General features: G+C 48.3%; 16 protein-coding genes. 10 read left to right on the plus strand and 6 right to left on the minus strand.

Going from position 1 to position 20,972, the window contains the following annotated elements; all coding sequences use genetic code 11:
* Window positions 1–127: 127 nt before the first annotated feature.
* The 4 genes from GA0116948_RS17035 to GA0116948_RS17050 form a co-directional block, all read right to left on the minus strand.
* Window positions 128–6,010, minus strand: coding sequence for a PKD domain-containing protein (locus GA0116948_RS17035; RefSeq protein WP_089714408.1), 5,883 nt, complete (start codon window positions 6,008–6,010; stop codon window positions 128–130).
* Window positions 6,011–6,346: 336 nt separating this feature from the next.
* Complete coding sequence (locus GA0116948_RS17040) at window positions 6,347–7,396, minus strand: polysaccharide deacetylase family protein (RefSeq protein ID WP_089714410.1); 1,050 nt, start codon at window positions 7,394–7,396, stop codon at window positions 6,347–6,349.
* Window positions 7,397–7,481: 85 nt separating this feature from the next.
* Window positions 7,482–8,735: a methionine adenosyltransferase gene (metK, locus tag GA0116948_RS17045; RefSeq protein ID WP_089714411.1), complete on the minus strand. Its 1,254-nt coding sequence runs from the start codon at window positions 8,733–8,735 to the stop codon at window positions 7,482–7,484.
* A gap of 217 nt (window positions 8,736–8,952) precedes the next feature.
* Window positions 8,953–9,771 carry a glycogen/starch synthase gene (locus tag GA0116948_RS17050; protein ID WP_089714413.1) on the minus strand — a complete coding sequence of 273 codons (819 nt, stop codon included), beginning with the start codon at window positions 9,769–9,771 and terminating at the stop codon, window positions 8,953–8,955.
* A 108-nt stretch (window positions 9,772–9,879) separates the two neighbouring features.
* Here GA0116948_RS17050 and panC point away from each other — a divergent pair, with 108 nt between their 5' ends.
* From panC to panB, 8 genes are all read left to right on the plus strand, one after another.
* On the plus strand, window positions 9,880–10,719 hold the full coding sequence (gene panC, locus GA0116948_RS17055) for a pantoate--beta-alanine ligase (RefSeq protein ID WP_089714454.1): 840 nt from the start codon (window positions 9,880–9,882) through the stop codon (window positions 10,717–10,719).
* A 184-nt stretch (window positions 10,720–10,903) separates the two neighbouring features.
* Window positions 10,904–11,248, plus strand: a complete 345-nt coding sequence (gene panD, locus GA0116948_RS17060) for an aspartate 1-decarboxylase (protein ID WP_089714414.1) — start codon at window positions 10,904–10,906, stop codon at window positions 11,246–11,248.
* Window positions 11,249–11,266: 18 nt separating this feature from the next.
* Window positions 11,267–12,271, plus strand: coding sequence for a lysylphosphatidylglycerol synthase transmembrane domain-containing protein (locus GA0116948_RS17065; protein WP_089714416.1), 1,005 nt, complete (start codon window positions 11,267–11,269; stop codon window positions 12,269–12,271).
* A 22-nt stretch (window positions 12,272–12,293) separates the two neighbouring features.
* Complete coding sequence (locus GA0116948_RS17070; RefSeq protein WP_089714418.1) at window positions 12,294–12,662, plus strand: hypothetical protein; 369 nt, start codon at window positions 12,294–12,296, stop codon at window positions 12,660–12,662.
* Window positions 12,663–12,685: 23 nt separating this feature from the next.
* Window positions 12,686–13,015, plus strand: a complete 330-nt coding sequence (locus GA0116948_RS17075) for a hypothetical protein (RefSeq protein WP_089714420.1) — start codon at window positions 12,686–12,688, stop codon at window positions 13,013–13,015.
* Window positions 13,016–13,207: 192 nt separating this feature from the next.
* Window positions 13,208–15,370, plus strand: coding sequence for a polyphosphate kinase 1 (ppk1, locus tag GA0116948_RS17080; protein WP_205686180.1), 2,163 nt, complete (start codon window positions 13,208–13,210; stop codon window positions 15,368–15,370).
* 23 nt (window positions 15,371–15,393) lie between these two features.
* Entirely contained in the window at window positions 15,394–16,302 is a 909-nt protein-coding gene (locus GA0116948_RS17085; RefSeq protein WP_089714422.1) for a Ppx/GppA phosphatase family protein, read from the plus strand.
* A 122-nt stretch (window positions 16,303–16,424) separates the two neighbouring features.
* Window positions 16,425–17,240, plus strand: a complete 816-nt coding sequence (gene panB, locus GA0116948_RS17090; RefSeq protein ID WP_089714424.1) for a 3-methyl-2-oxobutanoate hydroxymethyltransferase — start codon at window positions 16,425–16,427, stop codon at window positions 17,238–17,240.
* Window positions 17,241–17,320: 80 nt separating this feature from the next.
* Here the strand turns inward: panB and GA0116948_RS17095 are convergent, their stop codons facing one another.
* Entirely contained in the window at window positions 17,321–18,007 is a 687-nt protein-coding gene (locus GA0116948_RS17095) for an HAD family hydrolase (RefSeq protein WP_089714426.1), read from the minus strand.
* 185 nt (window positions 18,008–18,192) lie between these two features.
* Here GA0116948_RS17095 and GA0116948_RS17100 point away from each other — a divergent pair, with 185 nt between their 5' ends.
* Window positions 18,193–19,080 (plus strand): DUF1338 domain-containing protein, encoded by an 888-nt coding sequence (locus GA0116948_RS17100; protein ID WP_089714427.1) that lies wholly within the window; start codon window positions 18,193–18,195, stop codon window positions 19,078–19,080.
* A gap of 97 nt (window positions 19,081–19,177) precedes the next feature.
* Window positions 19,178–20,707 carry an L-piperidine-6-carboxylate dehydrogenase gene (gene amaB, locus GA0116948_RS17105; protein ID WP_089714429.1) on the plus strand — a complete coding sequence of 510 codons (1,530 nt, stop codon included), beginning with the start codon at window positions 19,178–19,180 and terminating at the stop codon, window positions 20,705–20,707.
* Window positions 20,708–20,808: 101 nt separating this feature from the next.
* On the opposite strand, the gene GA0116948_RS17110 is transcribed toward amaB, so the two are convergent.
* The gene (locus GA0116948_RS17110; RefSeq protein WP_455423293.1) at window positions 20,809–20,955 is read right to left on the minus strand and encodes a transposase; all 147 of its coding nucleotides are present in this window, start codon (window positions 20,953–20,955) and stop codon (window positions 20,809–20,811) included.
* Between the last annotated feature and the right edge of the window lie 17 nt (window positions 20,956–20,972).

The raw sequence follows: 20,972 nt of genomic DNA on the forward strand, positions 1-20,972 counted from the left end.
TGAAGAACTCCACTCCCTTTGGATATTTATTTTAAAGGAGAGCGGCATCCATAAAAAACCCGGGACTGGTCGGATAGGTGTTAGCTATCCGACCAGCCCCGGGGAAAGCTGGCTGTCTGAAAATGCGCTATTGTATCTTCAAGAATTTATGGATAAAGTTATAATTCTTCCCGTCTGTTATCTTTAAAAGGTATAAGCCGGAAGGTAGGTCTGTTACATTGATGGTGGTTTGCAGGGAAGCGCCCACGCCAAGATGAATGTTTTTAACCAGGTGGCCGTTACTGCTGTACACCAACATGGATATATTGCCAGGTACCGTTTTCGATGTAGAAACATGCAGCTCATTGGACGTGGGATTCGGGAATATCTTAATATCCAGATCGTCGGGTACCGTTCCATCATCGTTCTGCACAATTATCTGCACGGTGGCCATGGAGGTCTCGCCGTTATTGTCCGTTACGGTCAATGAAAACACATACACCCCTGGCGTTGTAGCAACAGCCGTGGTGGTGGACTGGCTGGGACTCAGCAGGCTGGCAGCCGCAGGGCCAGATACCATATTCCATTGATAACTAACAATAGTTCCATCCGGATCGTAAGAAGCGTTTCCGTCTAGGGTAAATGCACCGTAAGAAGCATTTACCACCTGATCCTGTCCTGCATTCGCCACTGGTGGTTGGTTATCGGTGGGTTCGCTCAGCACATTGATAGTAACCTTACTTTGAGCCGTGGCCCCACTATTATCCGTTACCGTCAATATAAATGTATGAAGGCCCACCGCCAGTTCGGTGATCTGGGTAGTGGCTGCCTGCGGGTTTGCGATGGTAGCAGCGCCGCCACTTTGCTGTGTCCAACTGTATCCGGAAATAGTACCGTCTGGGTCGTAGGAAGCGCTTCCATCCAACGTAGCCGAATTAACAGGTAGCGTGATGGTAATATTGGCCCCCGCATTGGCTACCGGCGGAGTGTTTACCGTGCTGGCGGGTGTTACGGTTACCGTTATTTTATCGGTAGCTGTAGCACCTTTATCATCTGTAACGGTCAGCGAAAATATGTAGGTGCCTGCATATAATCCCGTAATGGCCGTGGAGGCGGTATTTGCGCTGGCAATAGTAGCCTGCCCACCGCTTACCTTCTGCCATTGATAACTTACAATACTGCCATCCGGATCGTAAGAAGCATTGCCATTCAAGGTAATGCTGCTATTAGGCAGCGCTATACTGATGTCGTTGCCCGCATTGGCCACAGGCGCCTTATTGGCCACCACGGCGGGTAATACGGTAATAGTAATCTTTGCTGTATTCGTAGCGCCAGCATTATCGGTAACGGTCAGTGAGAATACATAAGTACCTTGAAGCAAGCCGGAAATGGCCGTGGTGGCAGTAGATGGTTGTGCAATCGTTCCCCCGTTTCCACTAGTCTTGGTCCATTTGTAAGAAACAATACTGCCATCCGGATCGTAAGAATTGCTGCCATCCAGGGTAGCAGTATTGGTAGGCAGCGTGATAGTGAAATCACTGCCAGCATCGGCAACAGGCAACCGGTTGGTAACCGGTGCAGGGTCTACGGTAATCGTAACATTGTCGCTGGCCACCGCGCCACTGTTGTCTGTAACGGTAAGTTTAAACACATAAGTACCCGCTACACTCAGCCCGGTAATGGCGGTGCGTACACTGGAGGGCTCGGCAATGGTAGCCGTAGCGCCACTTACCTGTGTCCATACATAACTGGCAATGGTACCATCGGGATCATAAGAATTACCACCATCCAGGTTATAGGTATTATTAGGCAGGTTAATGGAAGCATCTGTGCCGGCATTGGCCACAGGCGCCTTATTTACTACGGGTTGTGGGAATACGGTAATTGTAACCTGTGCGGTACTAACACTGCCCTTATTATCTGTAACAGTAAGTGAAAATACATGTGGGCCCTGGCTCAACCCGGTAATCTTGGTGGTAGCAGCCGTAGGATCGGCCAGTACAGCATTACCGCCAGACACCTGTACCCACAAATAAGAAGCAATGGTGCCATCCGGATCGTAGGAAGCGGAGCCATTCAACACGGTATAGTCCAGGGGTAAGGTGATGCTGGCATTGCTACCTGCGCTGGCTACTGGCGGTATATTGGCGGCGGGTGCTGGCGCTACGGTTACGGTAACCTGGTCGGTGGCACTTACACCCTTATTGTCTTTTACCGTCAGGGCAAATACATAGGCTCCGGCTACCGTCAAACCATTTACGGTGGTACTGGCATTGCCTGATTGGCCAAAGGTTACCGTAACGTTGGAGGGTGCACTCACCAGTACCCATTTATACGATGCAATCGTACCATCGGGATCATAGGAATTACTGCCGTCCAGGTTAGCGGAATTATTAGGAAGGTTAATGGAAATGTCTGCGCCCGCATTTGCAATGGGGGCCTTGTTGGCAGGAGGTTCCGGCAGTACGGTCACCGTCACGTTGCTCGTGCTGCTCCCCCCTTTGTCGTCAGTTACCTGCAACTGGAAGATGTAAGTGCCGGCCACCAGGCTGGTTACCTTGGTGCTTACGCTGGTAGCGCTGGCGATTACCGCGTTACCACCGCTAATGCGGGTCCATTTATAAGATACAATCTTACCATCCGGATCGGCAGAGGCGCTACCATCGAGTGTAACGCTGCTTACCGGCAGGGTAATAGTTTGAGCCGGGCCGGCATTGGCCACCGGCAATTGATTCAGGGCTTTTACAAACACTGATATTGTATCGGAATCGGTAGCCCCTCCATTATCTGTAACTTCCAGTACATATACATAGGTACCTTCCTGGAGGTTGCTCACTGTAGTGGTACTGGCAGATGGTTGTTCAATGGTAGCACCAGCTGGCCCACTAATATTTTTCCAGGCATACGTAACGATTGTACCATCCGGATCGGTAGAGGCAGTACCATCCAGCTTAATGGAATTTTCGGGAAGTGTGATGGTGATATCGTTTCCGGCTTTTGCGATAGGTGCTTTGTCCACGGGTGTGCTCCCTGCGAATTCGTACGCCCCAATATCAAATGCCTTGCCCAGTGGCCGGCTATTGTAGTCCATATCTTTTGTAACACCCAGGGAGGTAAGGCTCATCCCTGCATCAATAGCGGGCGAACCCGTTTGCAGGTGGAAGTCGTTGCCCGCCGCATTTACAAATTTTGGACTGGTGAGGTCTCCAATGTATAGATTGTTCGCAGATTTATAATCCAGCCCCCCGGCAACATTCAGGTAATCCCGGCTGCCGTAATTGCCAGAGGTATCCACGTCTACGATCAGGTTATTGTAAAACAGGTTGCCCTTTCCTGTTAGATTATAAGTGTCCAGGAAACGGATGCCATTACGTTGTGAGTTTACCACCGTATTGTTGAACGCATAAATGCGCAATGGCTCATCGGGGAAAAGGTTGGGCCGTGTATCAATGAAAATACCGTCGTCCAGGTTGGGAGAAGGATCGTACTTACCAGCACCCGTCACCACGTTATTATACACTTGGATCAGACCAATCCCAAACACTTGTATGCCCGGGCCTGAACCATTGATTACTTTATTATTATGTACCAGGCCAGTGGAAGAGCCACCCATGATAATGCCGGAATTTTGCCCATATTCTTTGGCCATTCCGTAATCGGTGACACTATTATCATACACCTCCACACCTTCCGGAGCGGTAGAAACCTGTATGCCATCCCAGCCAGTGTTTTTGGTAGTAACATTATAAATTTTCAGATTGTAGATGCGGGGAGGCAGGGCTGTAATGGTAGAGCCGTTGCAGGTCATAGAAGTACCATTAGGCGAACTGTTGCCAATGTAAAGCCCTTCCACCTGCGTATCATGCACATAAAGATCGTGCAGTTTCACATTCCGGATCTCGAAATTGGGAGCTTGGTTTATCGGATCGCAATCGGGGTTTATTTTGGCAAACATGCCTACTCCGCAACGTTCAATCTCTATCCAGGCAGCTTCATAATCGGAACATCCTTTACCAATGGCCATGCCTGTGGGCAGGTCAGGTCCACCGCCGTCTACCAGGAAGCCATATTTATCATTACTACCGGAGCCGGTTACAATAAAATATTTTGAATTGGTGAATCCAAAACCATAGTTGCCATTGTTGCCAATGACTACCTGGCCGCCACAGTTAATAAATACAATAGGTTTGGCGGCAGTACCGGTAAAGTTCAGAAACATAATGGCCGTATACTTGCCTGCCTGCACACATACCGTATCACCGGGTTGCACATTCATGGAGCTACCATCTATATAAGCAGCGCCTTTGGAATCTGGTTTAATCAGGAATTTGCAACTGCTGCAACCCACTGCTTCACTGGCGGAAGATGACGGCGTTGCGGTGATAGCGGCTATTACCACTACACTACTTTGCGCCACTGAAGTAAGACCGTCTGTACCAGTTACCTGCAATTGAAATACATATGTGCCAGCACTTACCAGGTTGCTCACCGTAGTGGTGGCACTGCCGGAAGCCGCAATTACTGCGGTAGCCGGGCCGGAAACCTGGCTCCATTCGTATTGCGCAATATCACCGCTGGAGGCAGAACCATCCAGGCTGGCAGTGGTTACTGGCAACGTAATATCCTGACTGGCGCTGGCTACTATCGCTTTTGCATTTGCAGCGGCTTTATTGACCACCACCGTTTCATTGACCGTAGTATTTAAACCATCTGCGCCAGTAACTTTTAATTGAAAGACATAAGTACCGGCAGTTGAAAGATTATTCACCACAGTTTTTGCCGCTGCGGCGCTAACAATAGTTGCCGTAACCGGACCGGATACCTGTGTCCATCCATAAGTGCTGATGGTGCCGGTGGAGGGCGATCCATCCAGGGTAGCCGTCTTTACTGGCAAGGTAATACTTTGGGTGGCGGTGGTTACGATTGCTTTCGCATTAGAAGCGACAACTTTATTAACCACTACCGTTACATTCACCGTGTTGCTAAGGCCGTCTGCGCCGGTCACTTTTAATTGGAATACATAAGTGCCGGCGGTCGTAAGGTTATTCACTACAGTTTTAGCTGCTGCCTTGCTTACTATAGCCGCCGTAACCGGTCCGGAAACCTGTGTCCACGCGTAAGTGCTGATAGTGCCGGTGGAAGGTGTTCCATCCAGCGTTACAGTGTTTACCGGTAAGGTAATAGACAGGGAAGTTTGTGCGGCCTGCGCCCTGGCATTAGCAGCCGTGGAGGTGGTGGTGGAACGGCTGTATTGCAACATCCATTCATAAATATTAGGAGTCTGGTATTTGTGTGCTGTATCATAAGCACGGTCCCAGGTACCATCGTCATGGCCAGTACCCTGGTATACCGTTGTAATAGCTTTGGTCTTGGGATTGCAGGCATTTACATCTGCGGTATATGTTTGTAAAAAAGTAAGAAAGGTGAGGTCCGCACCTACATTACCACCCAGCGCCCATACCGGAACATTAGAACCAGCTAACGTACAAAGTCCGGCAATCTTGCTATCATCTATGGCGGAGGCGGATACGGGTACAATGGCTGCCAGGTTATTGGCGTATTTAGCCCCCGAAGCTGCATAGTTCCAGGTTCCGGCACCACCAGCACTTAGGCCGGTGAGGTAAATACGGTCGGCATCTATACGGTAGCGGGATTTTACATCATTAATTAAGTTCTGGATATCGGTCTCATTAGACCAGCCACTGGGTATTTGGGGAGATACGACGATAAATTTAAAAAGTTTTCCGTTGACGGTATATTGCATTTTTGCGCCCTTGGAGATCATCTTTGGCACCCCGTGTGCCAATACCAGGTTAAGATTAGTACCTGCCTCCCCCAGCCCATGCAAAAAAATAAGTAAGGGATAGTTAGTGGCAGTAGTATTATAATCATCCGGAAGATGAAGCCAAGCGCCGGTAGTCCCGGTAGAAATGTTTACGCGTATGGATGTCTGGTCACCTTGCGCACGTACCGTCATAGCACAACACAACAAAACGAACGACAAGGCAGCGTAACGCAACAACTTGTACATTAGACGTAGGTGGTTTTTCAAGAGGTCAAAATTAAGATGCAATGGGAGGCTTTCACCTTATCCTCAAACATCTCATAAATACTAAAAAATATGGTTATGGCAAAACTAATATAAAATATGCTTGGTAGAGGTTAATTCTTACTTAAATATAAATATAAATTTTTTAATAATTTAATAAAAAAATTAATTTGAATAATTTATCATAACATTTCTTTCTATATTTTGATATCGGTCGTGGGGTAAATGGCTGTAAAACCATGTTGCTTTGGTAAATCATCCTTCCTGTTATGGGAATAATTTATACCTGCTATGTCTCTTCATTCAAACCCATAATTGTTATGCCCCGCGATGGATTGCGTTTTTACCCAGCCACTGCTGCACGGTGTTGTAGGCCAATACGCCTTTAGCCATGCCCGCTATGTCCCATTGCGGCCGTTCTGCATTGAACCGATGTAATATGCTGGGGTAAATGTCTTTTCGCTGGTTGGCAGTACCAAATATCAGGTCTAGCGCGGGTATTGGGCCGCCCAGTAGGGTATCAAAAAAAGACCTTGGTACGCCAGCATCGGTATGCGGGAAAGCAAATATCCTGTAGTTCAGTGCGAAGCGCGCTTGCAGAAAGTCTACAGAATCCAGCGTTTGCTGTAGCTGCTGCGCAGGCGTTAGTTCCCAGTAATAAGGATGGTCCATGCTATGCCCTCCGATGGCAAAACCCTGCTGCACCAACTTACCTACTTCCTCCATGCGCAATACCGGTGCCTGCCGGGCTGCATAGTCTGCAAAATCCAGTTCCAGTAAGCGCCCCGCTTCATCGGCCAGCGATTGATGGCGATAGGTAATCCGCTTTAACGTAGTTACGAGCCCTTCCACCTCCGCTCCTGTCGGCCTTTCCGGCGAAAGGGGGGCCAGCAGGGATGCCAGTTCAGTACGCAGGGCCTTGCTGGGCTGCCGGGTCATTAAAGCGTCTATCGACAGGCTTATTTTAAATTTATAAAAAAGACGATGATTATCCAGGTAAGCAGGGTTCAGGAAAAATGCTGCCGGAACCCCCTTCCGCAGCAACAGGGGTGCAATAATATTTTTCACCTCCCGCAGTCCATCGTCGAAGGTGAGTAGGAAGCCATTGCGGGGCAACGGTTGCCTACTCTTAGCCGCATCCAAAAGGTCGTATACCGATACCGGCCACCAATGCTTTAAGAGGTAGTCCAGGTCCCGCTCAAATGCTGCCACATTTTTATAGCCATATAAGTGTCGGATATGGGGTACATCCTCATTGCTGACCAGGTGATGATAAGGCAGTAATAGCCTTCCTGGAACCGTTTTTTGGAGCAGCCCAAGCGGCACTGCTTTAATGGCGCTGTAGTAGGCGTTTTTAAATGCTTGCATGGAATAAGTGTCATTATAAAAATAGAGAGCACTTCTTTATAAAGGAAGTGCTCTCTTAATAATTAACGATAAAATATAGGGCTACTTACAAAGAGAAAGCAGCTTTTACCTTATCAACATAGTCTAATTTCTCCCAGGTGAAGAGCTCCACCTCTACTTTGCGTTCAGATTTCTTACCAGCATTGAACACTTTGGTTACCACTTCGTTCTTGCGGCCCATGTGGCCATAAGCAGCGGTTTCGGAGTAGATAGGATTACGCAATTTCAGGCGTTGCTCAATAGCGTAAGGACGCAGGTCAAATATCTCTTCTACCTTGCGGGCTATTTCACCATCGTGCATGTTTACTTTGGAAGATCCGTTGGTAGATACAAATACACCGCAAGGCTTAGCCACGCCAATGGCGTAGGAAACCTGCACCAGCACTTCGTCGCAAACACCAGCGGCTACCAGATTTTTGGCGATGTGGCGGGTGGCATAAGCGGCAGAACGGTCTACCTTGGAAGGATCTTTACCAGAGAAAGCACCACCACCATGGGCGCCTTTACCACCATAGGTATCTACGATGATCTTACGACCGGTAAGGCCGGTATCGCCATGGGGGCCACCGATCACGAATTTGCCGGTAGGATTAATATGGTAGGTGATCTGGTCGGTAAAGAGTTTTTGCAATGCCGGTTTCAATTGTGACTTCACCCGTGGAATGAGGATGTTAATCAAGTCAGACTTGATTTTAGCCAGCATCTCCGTATCGTCTCCAAAATCATCGTGCTGGGTAGAGATCACGATGGTGTCTATACGAATAGGTTGATTGTCGTCAGAGTATTCTATAGTAACCTGGGATTTGGCATCGGGGCGCAGGTAAGTGATTTCTTTATTTTCGCGGCGCAGGGCAGCCAGCTCTGTCAGCAGTTTGTGGGCCAGGTCCAGTGCCAGCGGCATGTAATTTTCAGTTTCGTTGGTTGCATATCCAAACATCATTCCCTGGTCGCCAGCACCCTGTTCTTCCGGATCGGCACGCTCTACGCCCTGGTTGATGTCGGAAGACTGCTCGTGAATAGCGGAGAGAATACCGCAGGAATTGGCTTCGAACATGTATTCACTCTTGGTGTAACCGATCTTACGGATCACGCCACGGGCTATCTCCTGCACGTCCAGATAGGCTTCGGTTTTTACTTCACCGGCCAATACAACCTGACCGGTTGTTACCAGGGTTTCGCAAGCCACCTTGGATTTAGGGTCATATGCCATGAAATGATCGATAAGCGCATCGGAAATTTGATCCGCTACCTTATCCGGATGTCCTTCAGAAACAGACTCTGATGTAAATAAGTAAGGCATAAAGTACTGTATGAATTTTTATGTTTGAACGATGGTTTGCTATTACTATTTATAAGACGGACGTAAAGATAATGAAGTTGCACAACAATTAAGCGATACGTAGTGGGGCTTTTCAGGGGAGATGGTCAGGGTGCAAGAGGGGTATAGTGGTGGTACTGGCTTGCGTAAAAACCTGTTAGCCGCACCGCATAAGGCACGGTTAACAGGCACTGTAAATTTATTTGCTGCCTAACAATTGATGATACAATTGCAGGTAATCAGACAGATCTTCGTTTTCGTTCTTGTAAGGTAATACAATTTTACCTTTTTCGGCTTTGATTTCATCGATGGCCTTTTTATCGATGTTATTGCTACCTATTACAATGGCATCGGAATATTTAGCAGCGCCACGGTTCATGGCTGCAGCCGTACCTTCTTTATAAAGCTCAAGTTCTTTTTCTTTCACGCCATTGATCATTGCTTTCTTTATAAAGCTATCGCCCAGCGATTCAGTAAAGCCGGGGGCTTCCAGGGAGTACACCACTTTTGAGTTGGAGAACACAGGTTCTTTCTTGTAAGCGGTTTTCAGGTATGCCGGTATGAGGGAGGTCATCCATCCGCTACAATGGATCACGTCTGGCGGCCAGCCAAATTTCTTCACGGTTTCCAAAGCGCCTTTGCAGAAGAACACAGCGCGGGCGCCGTTATCATCAAAGAACTGTTCCTGCTCGTCATGAAATAACGATTTACGCTTGAAATAATCTTCGTTGTCCAGGAAATACACTTGCAGGCGGGCATTAGGCAATGAAGCCACTTTAATGATCAGCGGATAATCGTCGCCGTCTATCACAATATTGATCCCAGACAAACGCACCACTTCATGTAATCGATGTCTCCGCTCATTGATGATACCAAATCGAGGCATGATCACCCTCACTTCCAATCCTGCTTCGTTCGACTTGATTGCCATTTTATTGACCATCGCCGCATATTCACTTAATTCGAGATATGGCGACATTTCCTGGGCAATAAAAAGAATTCTTTTCTTTGTGGACATTTACGCTGATTATTAATGCAGTAATTTCTAATTTGGTTGGCAAAATTACGGAATTTCTGTTTAAAAACCGGCAATTACCAGTTTTACCTACCATTTAAGCAACTAAATATGTACGTTTTTAAACATGCGTTCGAGCTGAAAAACTATCTGTCTTCCGCCAGGCAAGCCGGCAAAAGCATTGGTTTTGTGCCCACTATGGGCGCCCTGCACGACGGGCATCTGCAATTGATTGCCCAGGCCCGGCAACATACTGACCTGGTAGTTTGCAGCATTTTTGTAAACCCTACACAGTTCAATGACCCGAAGGATTATGAAAAATATCCCAGCACCATAGCGCAGGATACTGAAAAATTAGTGGCCGCCGGCAACAACGTATTGTTTCTGCCAGCTGTGGCCGAAATGTATCCCGAAGGACTGGCCAGCACCAGCCAATACGATTTTGGCTACCTGGAAACGCTGTTAGAAGGCTCCTACCGTCCCGGACATTTCCAGGGGGTGGGCCGTGTCATGCACAAACTCCTGAAAATGATAATGCCTCACCAGGTTTTCATGGGCCAGAAAGACTTCCAGCAATGCATGATTGTAAAACGCCTCCTGGAAATTACCGGCCTGCCAGCCCAGTTAGTCATTAGCCCCACCACCCGTGAGGCCAGCGGCCTGGCCATGAGCAGCCGCAATATGCGCCTAAGTGCTGAAGAACGGCAAACGGCTACCCTCATTTATCAGGTACTGACATATATTACCCAACATCGTTCCGATATAGATTATGCCCCTGTAGTGGCCGAAGCCACCCGCCGGCTGGTAGCAGGCGGTTTTGTGCCAGACTATGTGGCCATTGCCGATGCTGCTACCCTGCTCCCCATTACCGGTGCTATTCCCGGCAAACAGGTAGCGTTGATCGCCGCTAAACTGGGTGAAGTACGCCTCATCGACAATGTCGTATACTAGCTGCCAGTAAGATACAGCAGCGGATGTTAAAGTTTTGTTTAAAGTAACCTGGCAAAACCTTGATTTATAAACCATGGGGCCGCTTCCTGAAAATGGCTGGCAGCCGTTCCGTTGTCGGGATTGCTGTTACTTTATTCGGAATACCAATTTATGCTACCTTTGCGTACCACATTTGGTTACAATTATGCAGATTGAAGTATTAAAATGTAAAATCCACCGGGCCGTGATCACGGAAGCCAACTTACAATATGTAGGCAGCATCACGATCGACGAAGACCTGATGGACGCGGCAGGGCTGATAGAATATGAGAAAGTGCAGGTCGTGAACGTAAATAATGGAGAACGCCTGGAAACATATGTAATTAAAGGCAAGCGTGCCTCTGGTGTAGTTTGCATGAATGGTCCTGCCGCAAGACTTTGTGCCGTGGGCGACATTGTGATCGTTATTTCCTATGCCTCCATGGAAGTGGAAGCTGCCCGTACCCATCAGCCCATTGCCGTGTTCCCGAAAGAGGGCAATAAACTATAATCTCTGTAACTAATACCTATGTCCAAAACGCTGAAGCAGGTTCTTAATATTGTTGTTTTTTTGGGCATAGGCCTCTTGCTGATCTGGCTGGCCAACCACGACATGACAGCAGCCGACCGTGCCGATATTGTGGCCGCATTTAAGCGGGCCAATTACTGGCTGGTACTACCTGCCATGATTATCGGCGTATTTAGCCACCTGTTTCGCGCGGCACGCTGGAACCTGCTTATAGCACCACTTGGTTTTAAACCCCGCCTCATCAACTCCTTTTTTTCCGTAATGGTAGGTTACCTCGTAAACCTGGGCGTGCCCAGGGTGGGTGAAATATCCCGCTGCGCCGTGCTGGCCCGGTATGAAAAGATACCGGCGGAAAAGCTTATCGGTACCCTCATTGCTGAACGCGCGGTGGACGTAGTTTGCCTGCTTTTGCTCATCCTGGCTACCATCATTTCCCAACTAGCCTTGCTGGGCGATCTTTTTCAGGAGAAAATGATACCGCTAAAGCAAAAAATACACAACGCTAATTATGTACAATGGCTGATTGGCCTGGTATTACTGGCACTGCTGGTTTTGGTACTGCGCTGGCTGTTTAAAAAAATGGGACAAATTAAACTGGTGCAAAAAGTGAGAGCGATGGCCCGTGGCGTCATGGAAGGCCTGCTTTCCATTGGTAAGATGAAGAACAAATGGATGTTTCTTACTTATACATTGCTGATCTGGGGCGCTTATTTTTCTATGTTGTATTGCGGATTTTTCTGTCTGGAAGAAACCAGCCACCTAGGCCTGAAAGCAGCCATGGCCGTGCTTTCCATGGGTAGCATTGGTATGATTGTAACACCCGGCGGCATTGGCGCTTACCCGCCACTGGTGCAGGAAACACTCTTACTGTATAATATTTCTAAAAATGTAGGAAAAGCCTTTGGCTGGATCATCTGGCTGGCACAAACGATACTTGTCATTACCCTAGGTCTGATCAGTCTTATCTGCCTGCCTATTGTAAACAGGGAGCGTAAGGCGGCCTGATTGTTGGTTTAAGTTTTTTATAATGCTATTAATTGTCTTTTTGCTGTTTGCCCTGGTGCTGCTAATCGCCTTGAAGATGGTACACTCCGTACAACGACAAGATCTGAACGAGATCATGAACCGCCATGGTTATATCGTGCAGGACATGCACGATACACCGCAAAACTTCCGGTATCCAGGCCGGCCAGACGGCAGGCAGGTAAGCTTGCGGGAACTTATTTTCCTTCGACCGCTCAATGATATTCCCAGTTTTAAAGAGATTATTTTTGCTGACCGGCAGGGTACGCCGGTAACCTGCCTGGCCGTATTTGCCAAGGAAAGGTATGGCCCCTTGCGGATATATTTTAATATTGACCTGGAAACATTGCGTCCTTTGGAAGAAGCTGCGTAAATTCAGGGAAACTCCAGCTTAAAATGACCAGCCTACCTTTTTTCATTTGCTTAATCTGTATTTTCATTGCCATCCGGAATGCGGCACAGCAAAAGGCGCTGAAAGCTGCCCTTCAGGCTCATGGCTATACATTAATTCGCAGCAGTAATAGCAGGCGCAAATTTAATTTTGAGCCAGACGGCACACCCCTTACATCCCACTGGACCGGACCATTTGTTCACTATAAGGATGTGACCTTCGCTAACCGTAACGGGGAAGCAGTGCTGTGCCTGGCCGCCATTGTAAGCCGCCGCGCACTTGCTAATGCAGACGTCTATTTCGATATAAACCTGGAAACACTGCAGCCCAGCTAACTCCCCACGCCCGCACTTACATTATTTAATTTCTTCCCGGCTACTAAACAAAAGCTTCCTCCTCCCGTTCTTCCCGTTTTATAGCACTTTCATAAAAAACCTTCTGCCATGCCTCCCGCCGTAAATCCTTAACTTTAAGTTCATCTTAAAAGCCGTATTCTTGTGACTTCAAGAGCGAAAAATAAAAAGAGAATGACTAAACGAGAGGAACCAACATCCAAAAAGGTGGAAGAACCCATGCTCACGAAGAAACTTCCCGCCATTCACAAGCACCTGCACCCTGTTCCCAAAAAGGTAATACCCCGAGATATTAGTTGGCTGGCCTTCAACGCCCGCGTGTTACAGGAAGCTGCCGATATTACCGTACCACTGGTAGAACGCTTGCGCTTTCTGGGCATTTTTTCTAATAACCTCGACGAATTTTTCCGCGTGCGCGTGGCCACCCTTAAACGCATGACCGCCCTCACCAGGAGTTCCCGCATGCAAATCGAGGAAAATGCAGAACAGGTACTCGATGAGATCCAGACCATCGTAATCCACCAGCAACAGGCGTTTGACCGCATTTTTAAAAATATTGTTCATGAACTGGAAACCCAACATATCTTCATCCGTACCGAAAGCCAGCTCAATGAGGTGCAGCAGGAATTTGTAAGTACTTATTTTAATGAACAGGTGCGCACCAACATTATCCCGCTCATGATAGAGAGCATTGCCCAGTTCCCTATCCTCCGCGACAAATCTATTTACCTTGGCGTGGTGCTAGACAGTGATAAGCCCGGCACCGAGCAGAAATATGCCCTGATAGAAATACCCACCTCGGTGCTAAACCGCTTCATCATACTGCCCCATTCGCAGGGCGAGCGCGACATCATCCTGCTGGAAGATGTTGTGCGTTTTAACCTGCCCAAAATATTTTCTTATTTCGGCTACGATATATTTTCCAGTTACATCATCAAGGTAACCCGCGATGCGGAACTGGACATCGACAACGATATTTCTACTGGTCTAATTCACCAAATAGAGAAAGGTCTCAAAAACCGGCGCAAAGGCAAAACGGTGCGTTTTGTATATGATAAAGATATAGACCCGCTGCTGCTCGAATACCTGATGCGGCGTATGGGCCTGTCGGGCAAGGACAACCTTATACCTGGCGCACGTATCCACAATTTTAAGGACTTCATGGACTTCCCGGAATCGGTGTTCACTACGCCCAAGAGTATTGCCCGTAAATCATACATCCATCCGAAATTTGTGAATGTGCCCAGTGTCATGCAGGTGATCAAAGAACAAGACGTGATGCTGCATTTTCCCTATCATTCTTTCGATACGGTGATAGACCTGCTGCGGGAAGCGGCTATAGATCCTAACGTAACCAGCATTAAGATCACCGCCTACCGGGTGGCACGCAATTCCAAGATTGTCAACGCTCTGATCAATGCAGCCCGCAACGGTAAAGACGTGACCGTGGTAATAGAACTGCGCGCCCGTTTTGATGAAGCGGCCAACCTGGAGTGGAAGTCGCGCCTGGAAGAAGAAGGGGTGCAGGTGCTGCTGGGCGTTCCCGGCCTGAAAGTACACGCCAAGATCTGCGTCATTAAAACCCGCAACGGTAACCAAACCTTCCAATACGGTTTTGTAAGCACTGGCAATCTCAATGAAAAAACCGCCCGCGTGTATGGCGATCATTGCCTCCTCACGGCCAACCGGCATGTGATGGCAGACATTAACCGCATTTTTGCTTTCCTCGAAAACCCGCGTCACGACTTTAAATTCCTGGAAGCCTGTAAGATTATGCCCGTAAGTCCTTACAGCATGCGCCCCTATTTCCTGCGTATGATAGACCGGGAAATCCGTGCCGCCAGAAATAAAAAACGTGCCCGCATCACCCTAAAAATGAACTCGCTGAGCGATGAAGAAATGATTTTTAAGCTGTACGAGGCTGCCAAAGAAGGCGTGGAGATCAATATGATTATCCGGGGCATTTGCTGCGCATTCACAGAAAACAAAAAGTGGAAACGCAACATACACGCCGTGAGCATCATTGATGAATACCTAGAGCATGCCCGCGTATTCATTTTCCATAATGGCGGCGATGATAAAATACTCATTGCCTCCTGCGACTGGATGACCCGCAACCTGGATCACCGTGTAGAAGCCGCTGTACCCATCCTGGACCCCGCCATAAAAAAAGAAATTCTGGACATCATAGCCATACAACTGAGTGGTAATGTGAAAGCACGTATATTGGACAATGAGCAGAAAAATGAATACCGCAAGCCCGAAGGCGAAAGGATACGTTCCCAGGTAGCTACGGCCAATTATTTGCATGAAAAGGCAATAGCCGCTAAAAGCTAATGTGAAACGTTTAATTTTGCCCCATGAAACTAGCCGCGATCGACATTGGATCTAATGCAGGACGACTGCTCATTTCGGAAGCATCGCCCAATAGCCTCGGAGAAATGGACTTTACCAAAATCAATTTGGTGAGGGTACCGTTAAGACTGGGATTTGACGTGTTTGACACCAAACGTATTTCGGACAAAAAAGCGGAAGAACTGGTAAAGACTATCCAGGCCTACAAGCTGCTGCTAGAGGTGTATGAAGTAAAACACCTTAAAGCCTGCGCTACCTCTGCCATGCGCGACGCCGAAAACGGGCAGGAAATACTGGCGCGCGTAAAGGCCGAAACCGGTATAGACATCCATATCATTACGGGCCAGGAAGAAGCCTCATTCATCTACGAAAATCATATTGCCGAACACCTTGATATTACCAAGTCTTACCTGTACATCGATGTGGGTGGCGGCAGTACCGAGATAACCTGTTTCAGCGCAAACCGCCTGCTGTTTAAGGAATCGTTTAACATTGGCACCATACGCCTGTTGCACAACCAGGTGACCGAGGAACAATGGCAGCAATTAAAAAGTTTCATTAAAAACCAACTACGGCAGTTGCTCAACGTAGTGGCTATTGGCTCTGGCGGCAACATCAACAAAATATTTTCCCTGTCTAAACGCAAGGAAGGCAAGCCCCTTTCACTGGAAACACTTAAAAACTATCACAAGGAGCTGAGCAGTGTTTCCCAGGATGAACGTATTCATGTGTATAAGCTAAGGGAAGACCGTGCCGACGTGATCGTACCGGCCCTGCTTATTTATATCAACATCATGCGCTGGGCCAATGCGGAAGAAATCTTTGTACCCAAAATTGGACTGGCAGACGGTATTATTCATGCCCTTTATAACGAAGTAACGCACCAACCCTCTTTCGACATGGAAAAGGCCTAATGTTACGCCCTGCAATTGGTAAGCTGCCCTGCGCTAAAAGGGGGAAATTGTTCGTTGGGAATTGCCCGGCGGGGACCTTACCTTTGCCCGGTATTTGTTTACTGAAACCGTAATTGAAGCACATGTCCGTTCACAAAGAAGTTAAGCGCGTTACCACGCACACCATCCAGCAGATGAAGGTAGACGGTGAAAAAATTTCTATGCTCACCGCCTACGATTTTTCCATGGCCCGCATCCTGGACGATGCAGGCGTAGACATCCTGCTGGTGGGCGATTCCGCCTCCAATGTAATGGCAGGTCATGAAACTACCCTGCCTATCACGCTAGACCAAATGATCTATCACGCCTCCTCAGTAGTACGTGCCATCAAACGCTGCCTGGTAGTAGTAGACCTGCCCTTCGGATCTTACCAGGGCAATTCCAAAGAAGCCCTGGCCGCTGCCGTAAGGGTGATGAAGGAAACCGGTGCCCACTGTATTAAAATAGAAGGTGGAGAAGAAATTATTGAATCTGTAAAACGCATTATTTCGGCCGGGGTACCCGTTATGGGCCATTTGGGACTCACACCACAGTCTATTTATAAATTTGGCACCTACGCCGTGCGCGCCACCCAAGCAGCAGAAGCAGCCAAACTTATTACAGACGCCAAATTATTGCAGGATGCTGGTTGCTTTGCCATTGTGCTGGAAAAAATACCAGCCCTGTTGGCCAAACAGGTAGCTGAGGAAGTACAAATACCTATCATTGGCATTGGAGCCGGCAAGTATGTAGATGGGCAGGTGCTGGTAATGCACGACCTGCTGGGCATCAACAAAGACTTTAAACCCCGCTTCCTGCGCCGCTACCTGAACCTGTATGACGAAATCTACAACGCCGTACAATCTTATGTAAAAGACGTAAAAGACAAGGATTTCCCTAATGATACAGAACAGTATTAGTATTGATAGTATGCAAGTTATACGGGTATAAAAAACCGCGGGGTCTACGCGCTTTTTTATACCCGTAAGCCTTTACCTTTTTACAACAAATGCTGTAAAATATCTGAAATTATGGTTTCCTGTTTAAAATTAGGATGCTCCACATGATGTTCAATTTGTTCGTGCGCCCAGGTGGTGTGAAAGGGAATGTGAATGGCATGGCCGCCCAGTGCCAGCACCGGCAGTATGTCTGATTTCAATGAGTTACCCACCATGAGAAACGATTCACTTTGTACGTCGAGGTGGCGCAGTAGTTTTTGATAATCGGCTTCCTGTTTGTCGCTCATCACTTCTATGTGATGAAAATAAGGCAGCAGGCCAGACTTACGGAGCTTGCGCTCCTGGTCCAGCAAGTCGCCCTTAGTGGCTACTACCAGGCGGTAACGGTCTTTCAGCGCATGTAGCACAGCTTCTATGCCGTCTATCAGTTCTATGGGCCTGCTCAGCAGGTCTTTCCCAAAAGCAATGGCCTGTTCTATCACATCTATATTCACCGTTTTCTCCGACACCCGCAACGCGGTTTCTATCATAGACAATGTAAATCCTTTGATACCATAGCCATACAGGGATAGATTTTGTATTTCGGTTTTAAACAATTCCTTATCCATGCTGTTGCGCGGCATGTAATCTTCCATGAGCTGGCAAAACTTTTCTTCTGTTTCCCGGAAGTAGGGTTCATTCACCCACAGCGTATCATCTGCGTCGAATGCTATCACTTTTATATTCATCTTAACTCCTCTTCATAAACTAACCACCCCGGAAAGTTCCGGCGGGGTATTAAAATTAAGGTATTTTTCCGCAAATCCGCCGCAGGCGCAGGTTTAAATAAACATTACCTACAATATGAGGGCAGTACGGCTTTTATAAGCAGGGAAATTGTAAATTGCTCAATCACAAAATTCCACCCCATAGCATGATAAAAGAAATCTTAGCCGGGCTGATGTTGCGCTACCGCGAACGGGTGCCCGATGTAAGTGGTATTATCAACGCCATGATAGCCGAGGGCATCATAAAAAATGCTGATAGCATTGAGAACGATCATATTGCATTCCGCACCATGGGAGTGCCTTTACTGGGCATACAGTCATTAGAAAAGATATTTTTACATTATGGCTACCAAAAGCGGGATGCCTATCATTTTCCTGCAAAAAAACTGGATGCCTACTGGTATGCACCCGCAGATACACGGTTACCCCGCATCTTTTTGAGCGAGCTACGCGTGCAAGACCTTAGCGCCGCGGCACAACGCATTATCCACGCTTATACTCGTGAAGTAAAGGTTGATCCCGTTACCCAACTAAACCTCGACGATGCCACCGCAGTAGACACATTTTTACACAGCGGCTTGTGGAGAACGCCTACCCTGGCAGATTTCCAAGCACTGAGCGCGGAAAGCGAATATGCCGCCTGGGTTATTTATAACCGGTATTACCTGAATCATTTTACCATCAGTGTACACAATCTGCCTGCCGGGTACAATACCGTAGCGCAATTCAATACCTTCCTTGAAAAACATGGATTTATTCTCAACGATGCCGGCGGAAAGATCAAGATCAGCCCCGACGGCAACCTGCTACAAAGTGCTACCGTAGCCAAAAAGATCCTTGCTACTTTTGCCGGTGGCGAGCAGGCCGAGATTGCCGGCTCTTATGTAGAATTTGCCGAACGCAAAGTATTGCCGGCCTTCACCCATCTACCCCAAGATCAGCTCACCCGTGCCCATCGCCGCGAAGGTTTTGAAGCCGGGAATGCTGATAAAATTTTTGAAAGCACGTACAATGCCCAAACAGGCAGAAAATAATGGGGTGATGCTGAAATGCCAACCCTGTATCCTGCCTGTGGATGGTTACTGACATCCTTTCCCTGAAAGGCTTTTTTTTCTATAAATACTCATAGTCATGATAAACGATATACTTGCACATTTCCAGATCAGCGCCTCCCAAAGCGGGGTAGCCATTGGTGGCCACTGGCTGAAAGGCGAAGGAGCCGCACTGCCCTCCATATCGCCGGTAGACGGTAAATTGATTGCCACCGTACAAACTGCCAGCCGCGCAGAATACGACCAGGTAATAGACAAAGCGCAGACAGCTTTCGGGGAATGGCGGCAGTGGCCGGCGCCCAAACGCGGCGAAATTGTGCGCCAGATAGGCGACGCCCTGCGCCAGCACAAAAAAGCATTGGGCAAACTCGTTTCCTACGAGATGGGCAAAAGCCTGCAGGAAGGTTATGGCGAAGTGCAGGAAATGATAGACATCTGTGACTTTGCCGTGGGCCAGTCGCGCCAGTTGTACGGCTATACCATGCATTCTGAACGCCCCGGACACCGCATGTATGACCAGTACCATCCACTGGGCCTGGTAGGCATTATTTCCGCTTTCAACTTCCCCGTGGCAGTATGGAGCTGGAATGCCATGCTGTCGCTCGTATGTGGCGACGTATGCATCTGGAAGCCTAGTGAAAAAACACCGCTCACCTCCATTGCCTGCCAGCAGATCATTGCACCCATTTTAAAGGCCAATGCAGTACCAGGCGGCGTAGTATGCCTGGTAAATGGTGGCCGGGAAGCAGGTGAATGGCTGTCGCAGGATACCAGGGTGCCGCTCGTATCGGCCACGGGTTCTACACGCATGGGCAAGCAACTGGCCGCCACTGTGGGCGCCCGCCTGGGCAAAGCTATCCTGGAATTAGGGGGCAACAATGCCATCATCATCAGCCAACATGCTAATCTGGACATGGCCCTGATTGGTTGCGTATTTGGCGCGGTAGGTACCGCCGGGCAGCGCTGCACCAGCACCCGCCGCCTCATTATCCAGGAAAGTGTATACGAAGCCTTTACCCAAAAACTAGTGAAAGCTTACCAGCAATTACGCATTGGCAACCCACTGGATGAGAATCAGCACGTGGGCCCGCTTATAGATGCCGCCGCCGTGCAGCAATACCAGGATTCCATTGCGGCTATCCGGGATCAAGGTGGGCGCTTCCTGGTAGAAGGTGGTGTGCTGGAAGGACCCGGTTATGAATCTGGTTGTTATGTTAAGCCCTGCATTGCCGAAGCAGGTAACCACCTTCCTATTGTACAGCACGAGAGTTTTGCGCCCATCCTCTACGTAATGCGCTACCAAACCATCGAAGAGGCCATTGCATTGCAAAATGGAGTACCCCAGGGCCTTTCTTCCGCTATCATGACCCAGGACCTGCGGGAAGCCGAGTTATTCCTTTCCGCCAACGGTTCGGATTGCGGTATTGCCAATGTGAACATCGGCACCTCCGGCGCAGAGATAGGCGGCGCATTTGGCGGCGAAAAAGAAACCGGTGGTGGCCGTGAAAGTGGTTCCGATGCCTGGCGTGCCTATATGCGCCGGCAAACCAACACACTAAATTATTCCACCAGCTTACCACTGGCACAAGGCATTAAGTTTGATCTGTAAAGAGTAAACATTTGTATAGCAGAAGCAGAATGGCCTACGCTTTCGCGTAGGCCATTTTAGGTAATAAATAATGGATCAAGTTGAAAACATGGGGGATTGCTCTAAGCATAAAGCTTAGCCAGTCTAAAAAGGAAAAATTCCACATCCCGTACCCCTCTCAAAGCGTTTCTGAACGATTTTACCTTCGCATTGAATGATTCCGCAGCAGCATTAGTAGCCCTGTTATTGAAGAAATTTAAAATGCCCAAATAATGCGTCTGTACCG

The sequence above is a fragment of the Chitinophaga costaii genome (assembly GCF_900094705.1).
Classification (GTDB): Bacteria; Bacteroidota; Bacteroidia; order Chitinophagales; family Chitinophagaceae; genus Chitinophaga; species Chitinophaga costaii.

Bases quoted from the DNA above. Each gene is read 5' to 3' on its own strand.
- GA0116948_RS17035 (WP_089714408.1), bottom strand. From the start codon at position 6,010: ATGTACAAGTTGTTGCGTTACGCTGCCTTGTCGTTCGTTTTGTTGTGT.
- GA0116948_RS17040 (WP_089714410.1), bottom strand. From the start codon at position 7,396: ATGCAAGCATTTAAAAACGCCTACTACAGCGCCATTAAAGCAGTGCCG.
- metK (WP_089714411.1), bottom strand. From the start codon at position 8,735: ATGCCTTACTTATTTACATCAGAGTCTGTTTCTGAAGGACATCCGGAT.
- GA0116948_RS17050 (WP_089714413.1), bottom strand. From the start codon at position 9,771: ATGTCCACAAAGAAAAGAATTCTTTTTATTGCCCAGGAAATGTCGCCA.
- panC (WP_089714454.1), top strand. From the start codon at position 9,880: ATGTACGTTTTTAAACATGCGTTCGAGCTGAAAAACTATCTGTCTTCC.
- panD (WP_089714414.1), top strand. From the start codon at position 10,904: ATGCAGATTGAAGTATTAAAATGTAAAATCCACCGGGCCGTGATCACG.
- GA0116948_RS17065 (WP_089714416.1), top strand. From the start codon at position 11,267: ATGTCCAAAACGCTGAAGCAGGTTCTTAATATTGTTGTTTTTTTGGGC.
- GA0116948_RS17070 (WP_089714418.1), top strand. From the start codon at position 12,294: ATGCTATTAATTGTCTTTTTGCTGTTTGCCCTGGTGCTGCTAATCGCC.
- GA0116948_RS17075 (WP_089714420.1), top strand. From the start codon at position 12,686: ATGACCAGCCTACCTTTTTTCATTTGCTTAATCTGTATTTTCATTGCC.
- ppk1 (WP_205686180.1), top strand. From the start codon at position 13,208: ATGACTAAACGAGAGGAACCAACATCCAAAAAGGTGGAAGAACCCATG.
- GA0116948_RS17085 (WP_089714422.1), top strand. From the start codon at position 15,394: ATGAAACTAGCCGCGATCGACATTGGATCTAATGCAGGACGACTGCTC.
- panB (WP_089714424.1), top strand. From the start codon at position 16,425: ATGTCCGTTCACAAAGAAGTTAAGCGCGTTACCACGCACACCATCCAG.
- GA0116948_RS17095 (WP_089714426.1), bottom strand. From the start codon at position 18,007: ATGAATATAAAAGTGATAGCATTCGACGCAGATGATACGCTGTGGGTG.
- GA0116948_RS17100 (WP_089714427.1), top strand. From the start codon at position 18,193: ATGATAAAAGAAATCTTAGCCGGGCTGATGTTGCGCTACCGCGAACGG.
- amaB (WP_089714429.1), top strand. From the start codon at position 19,178: ATGATAAACGATATACTTGCACATTTCCAGATCAGCGCCTCCCAAAGC.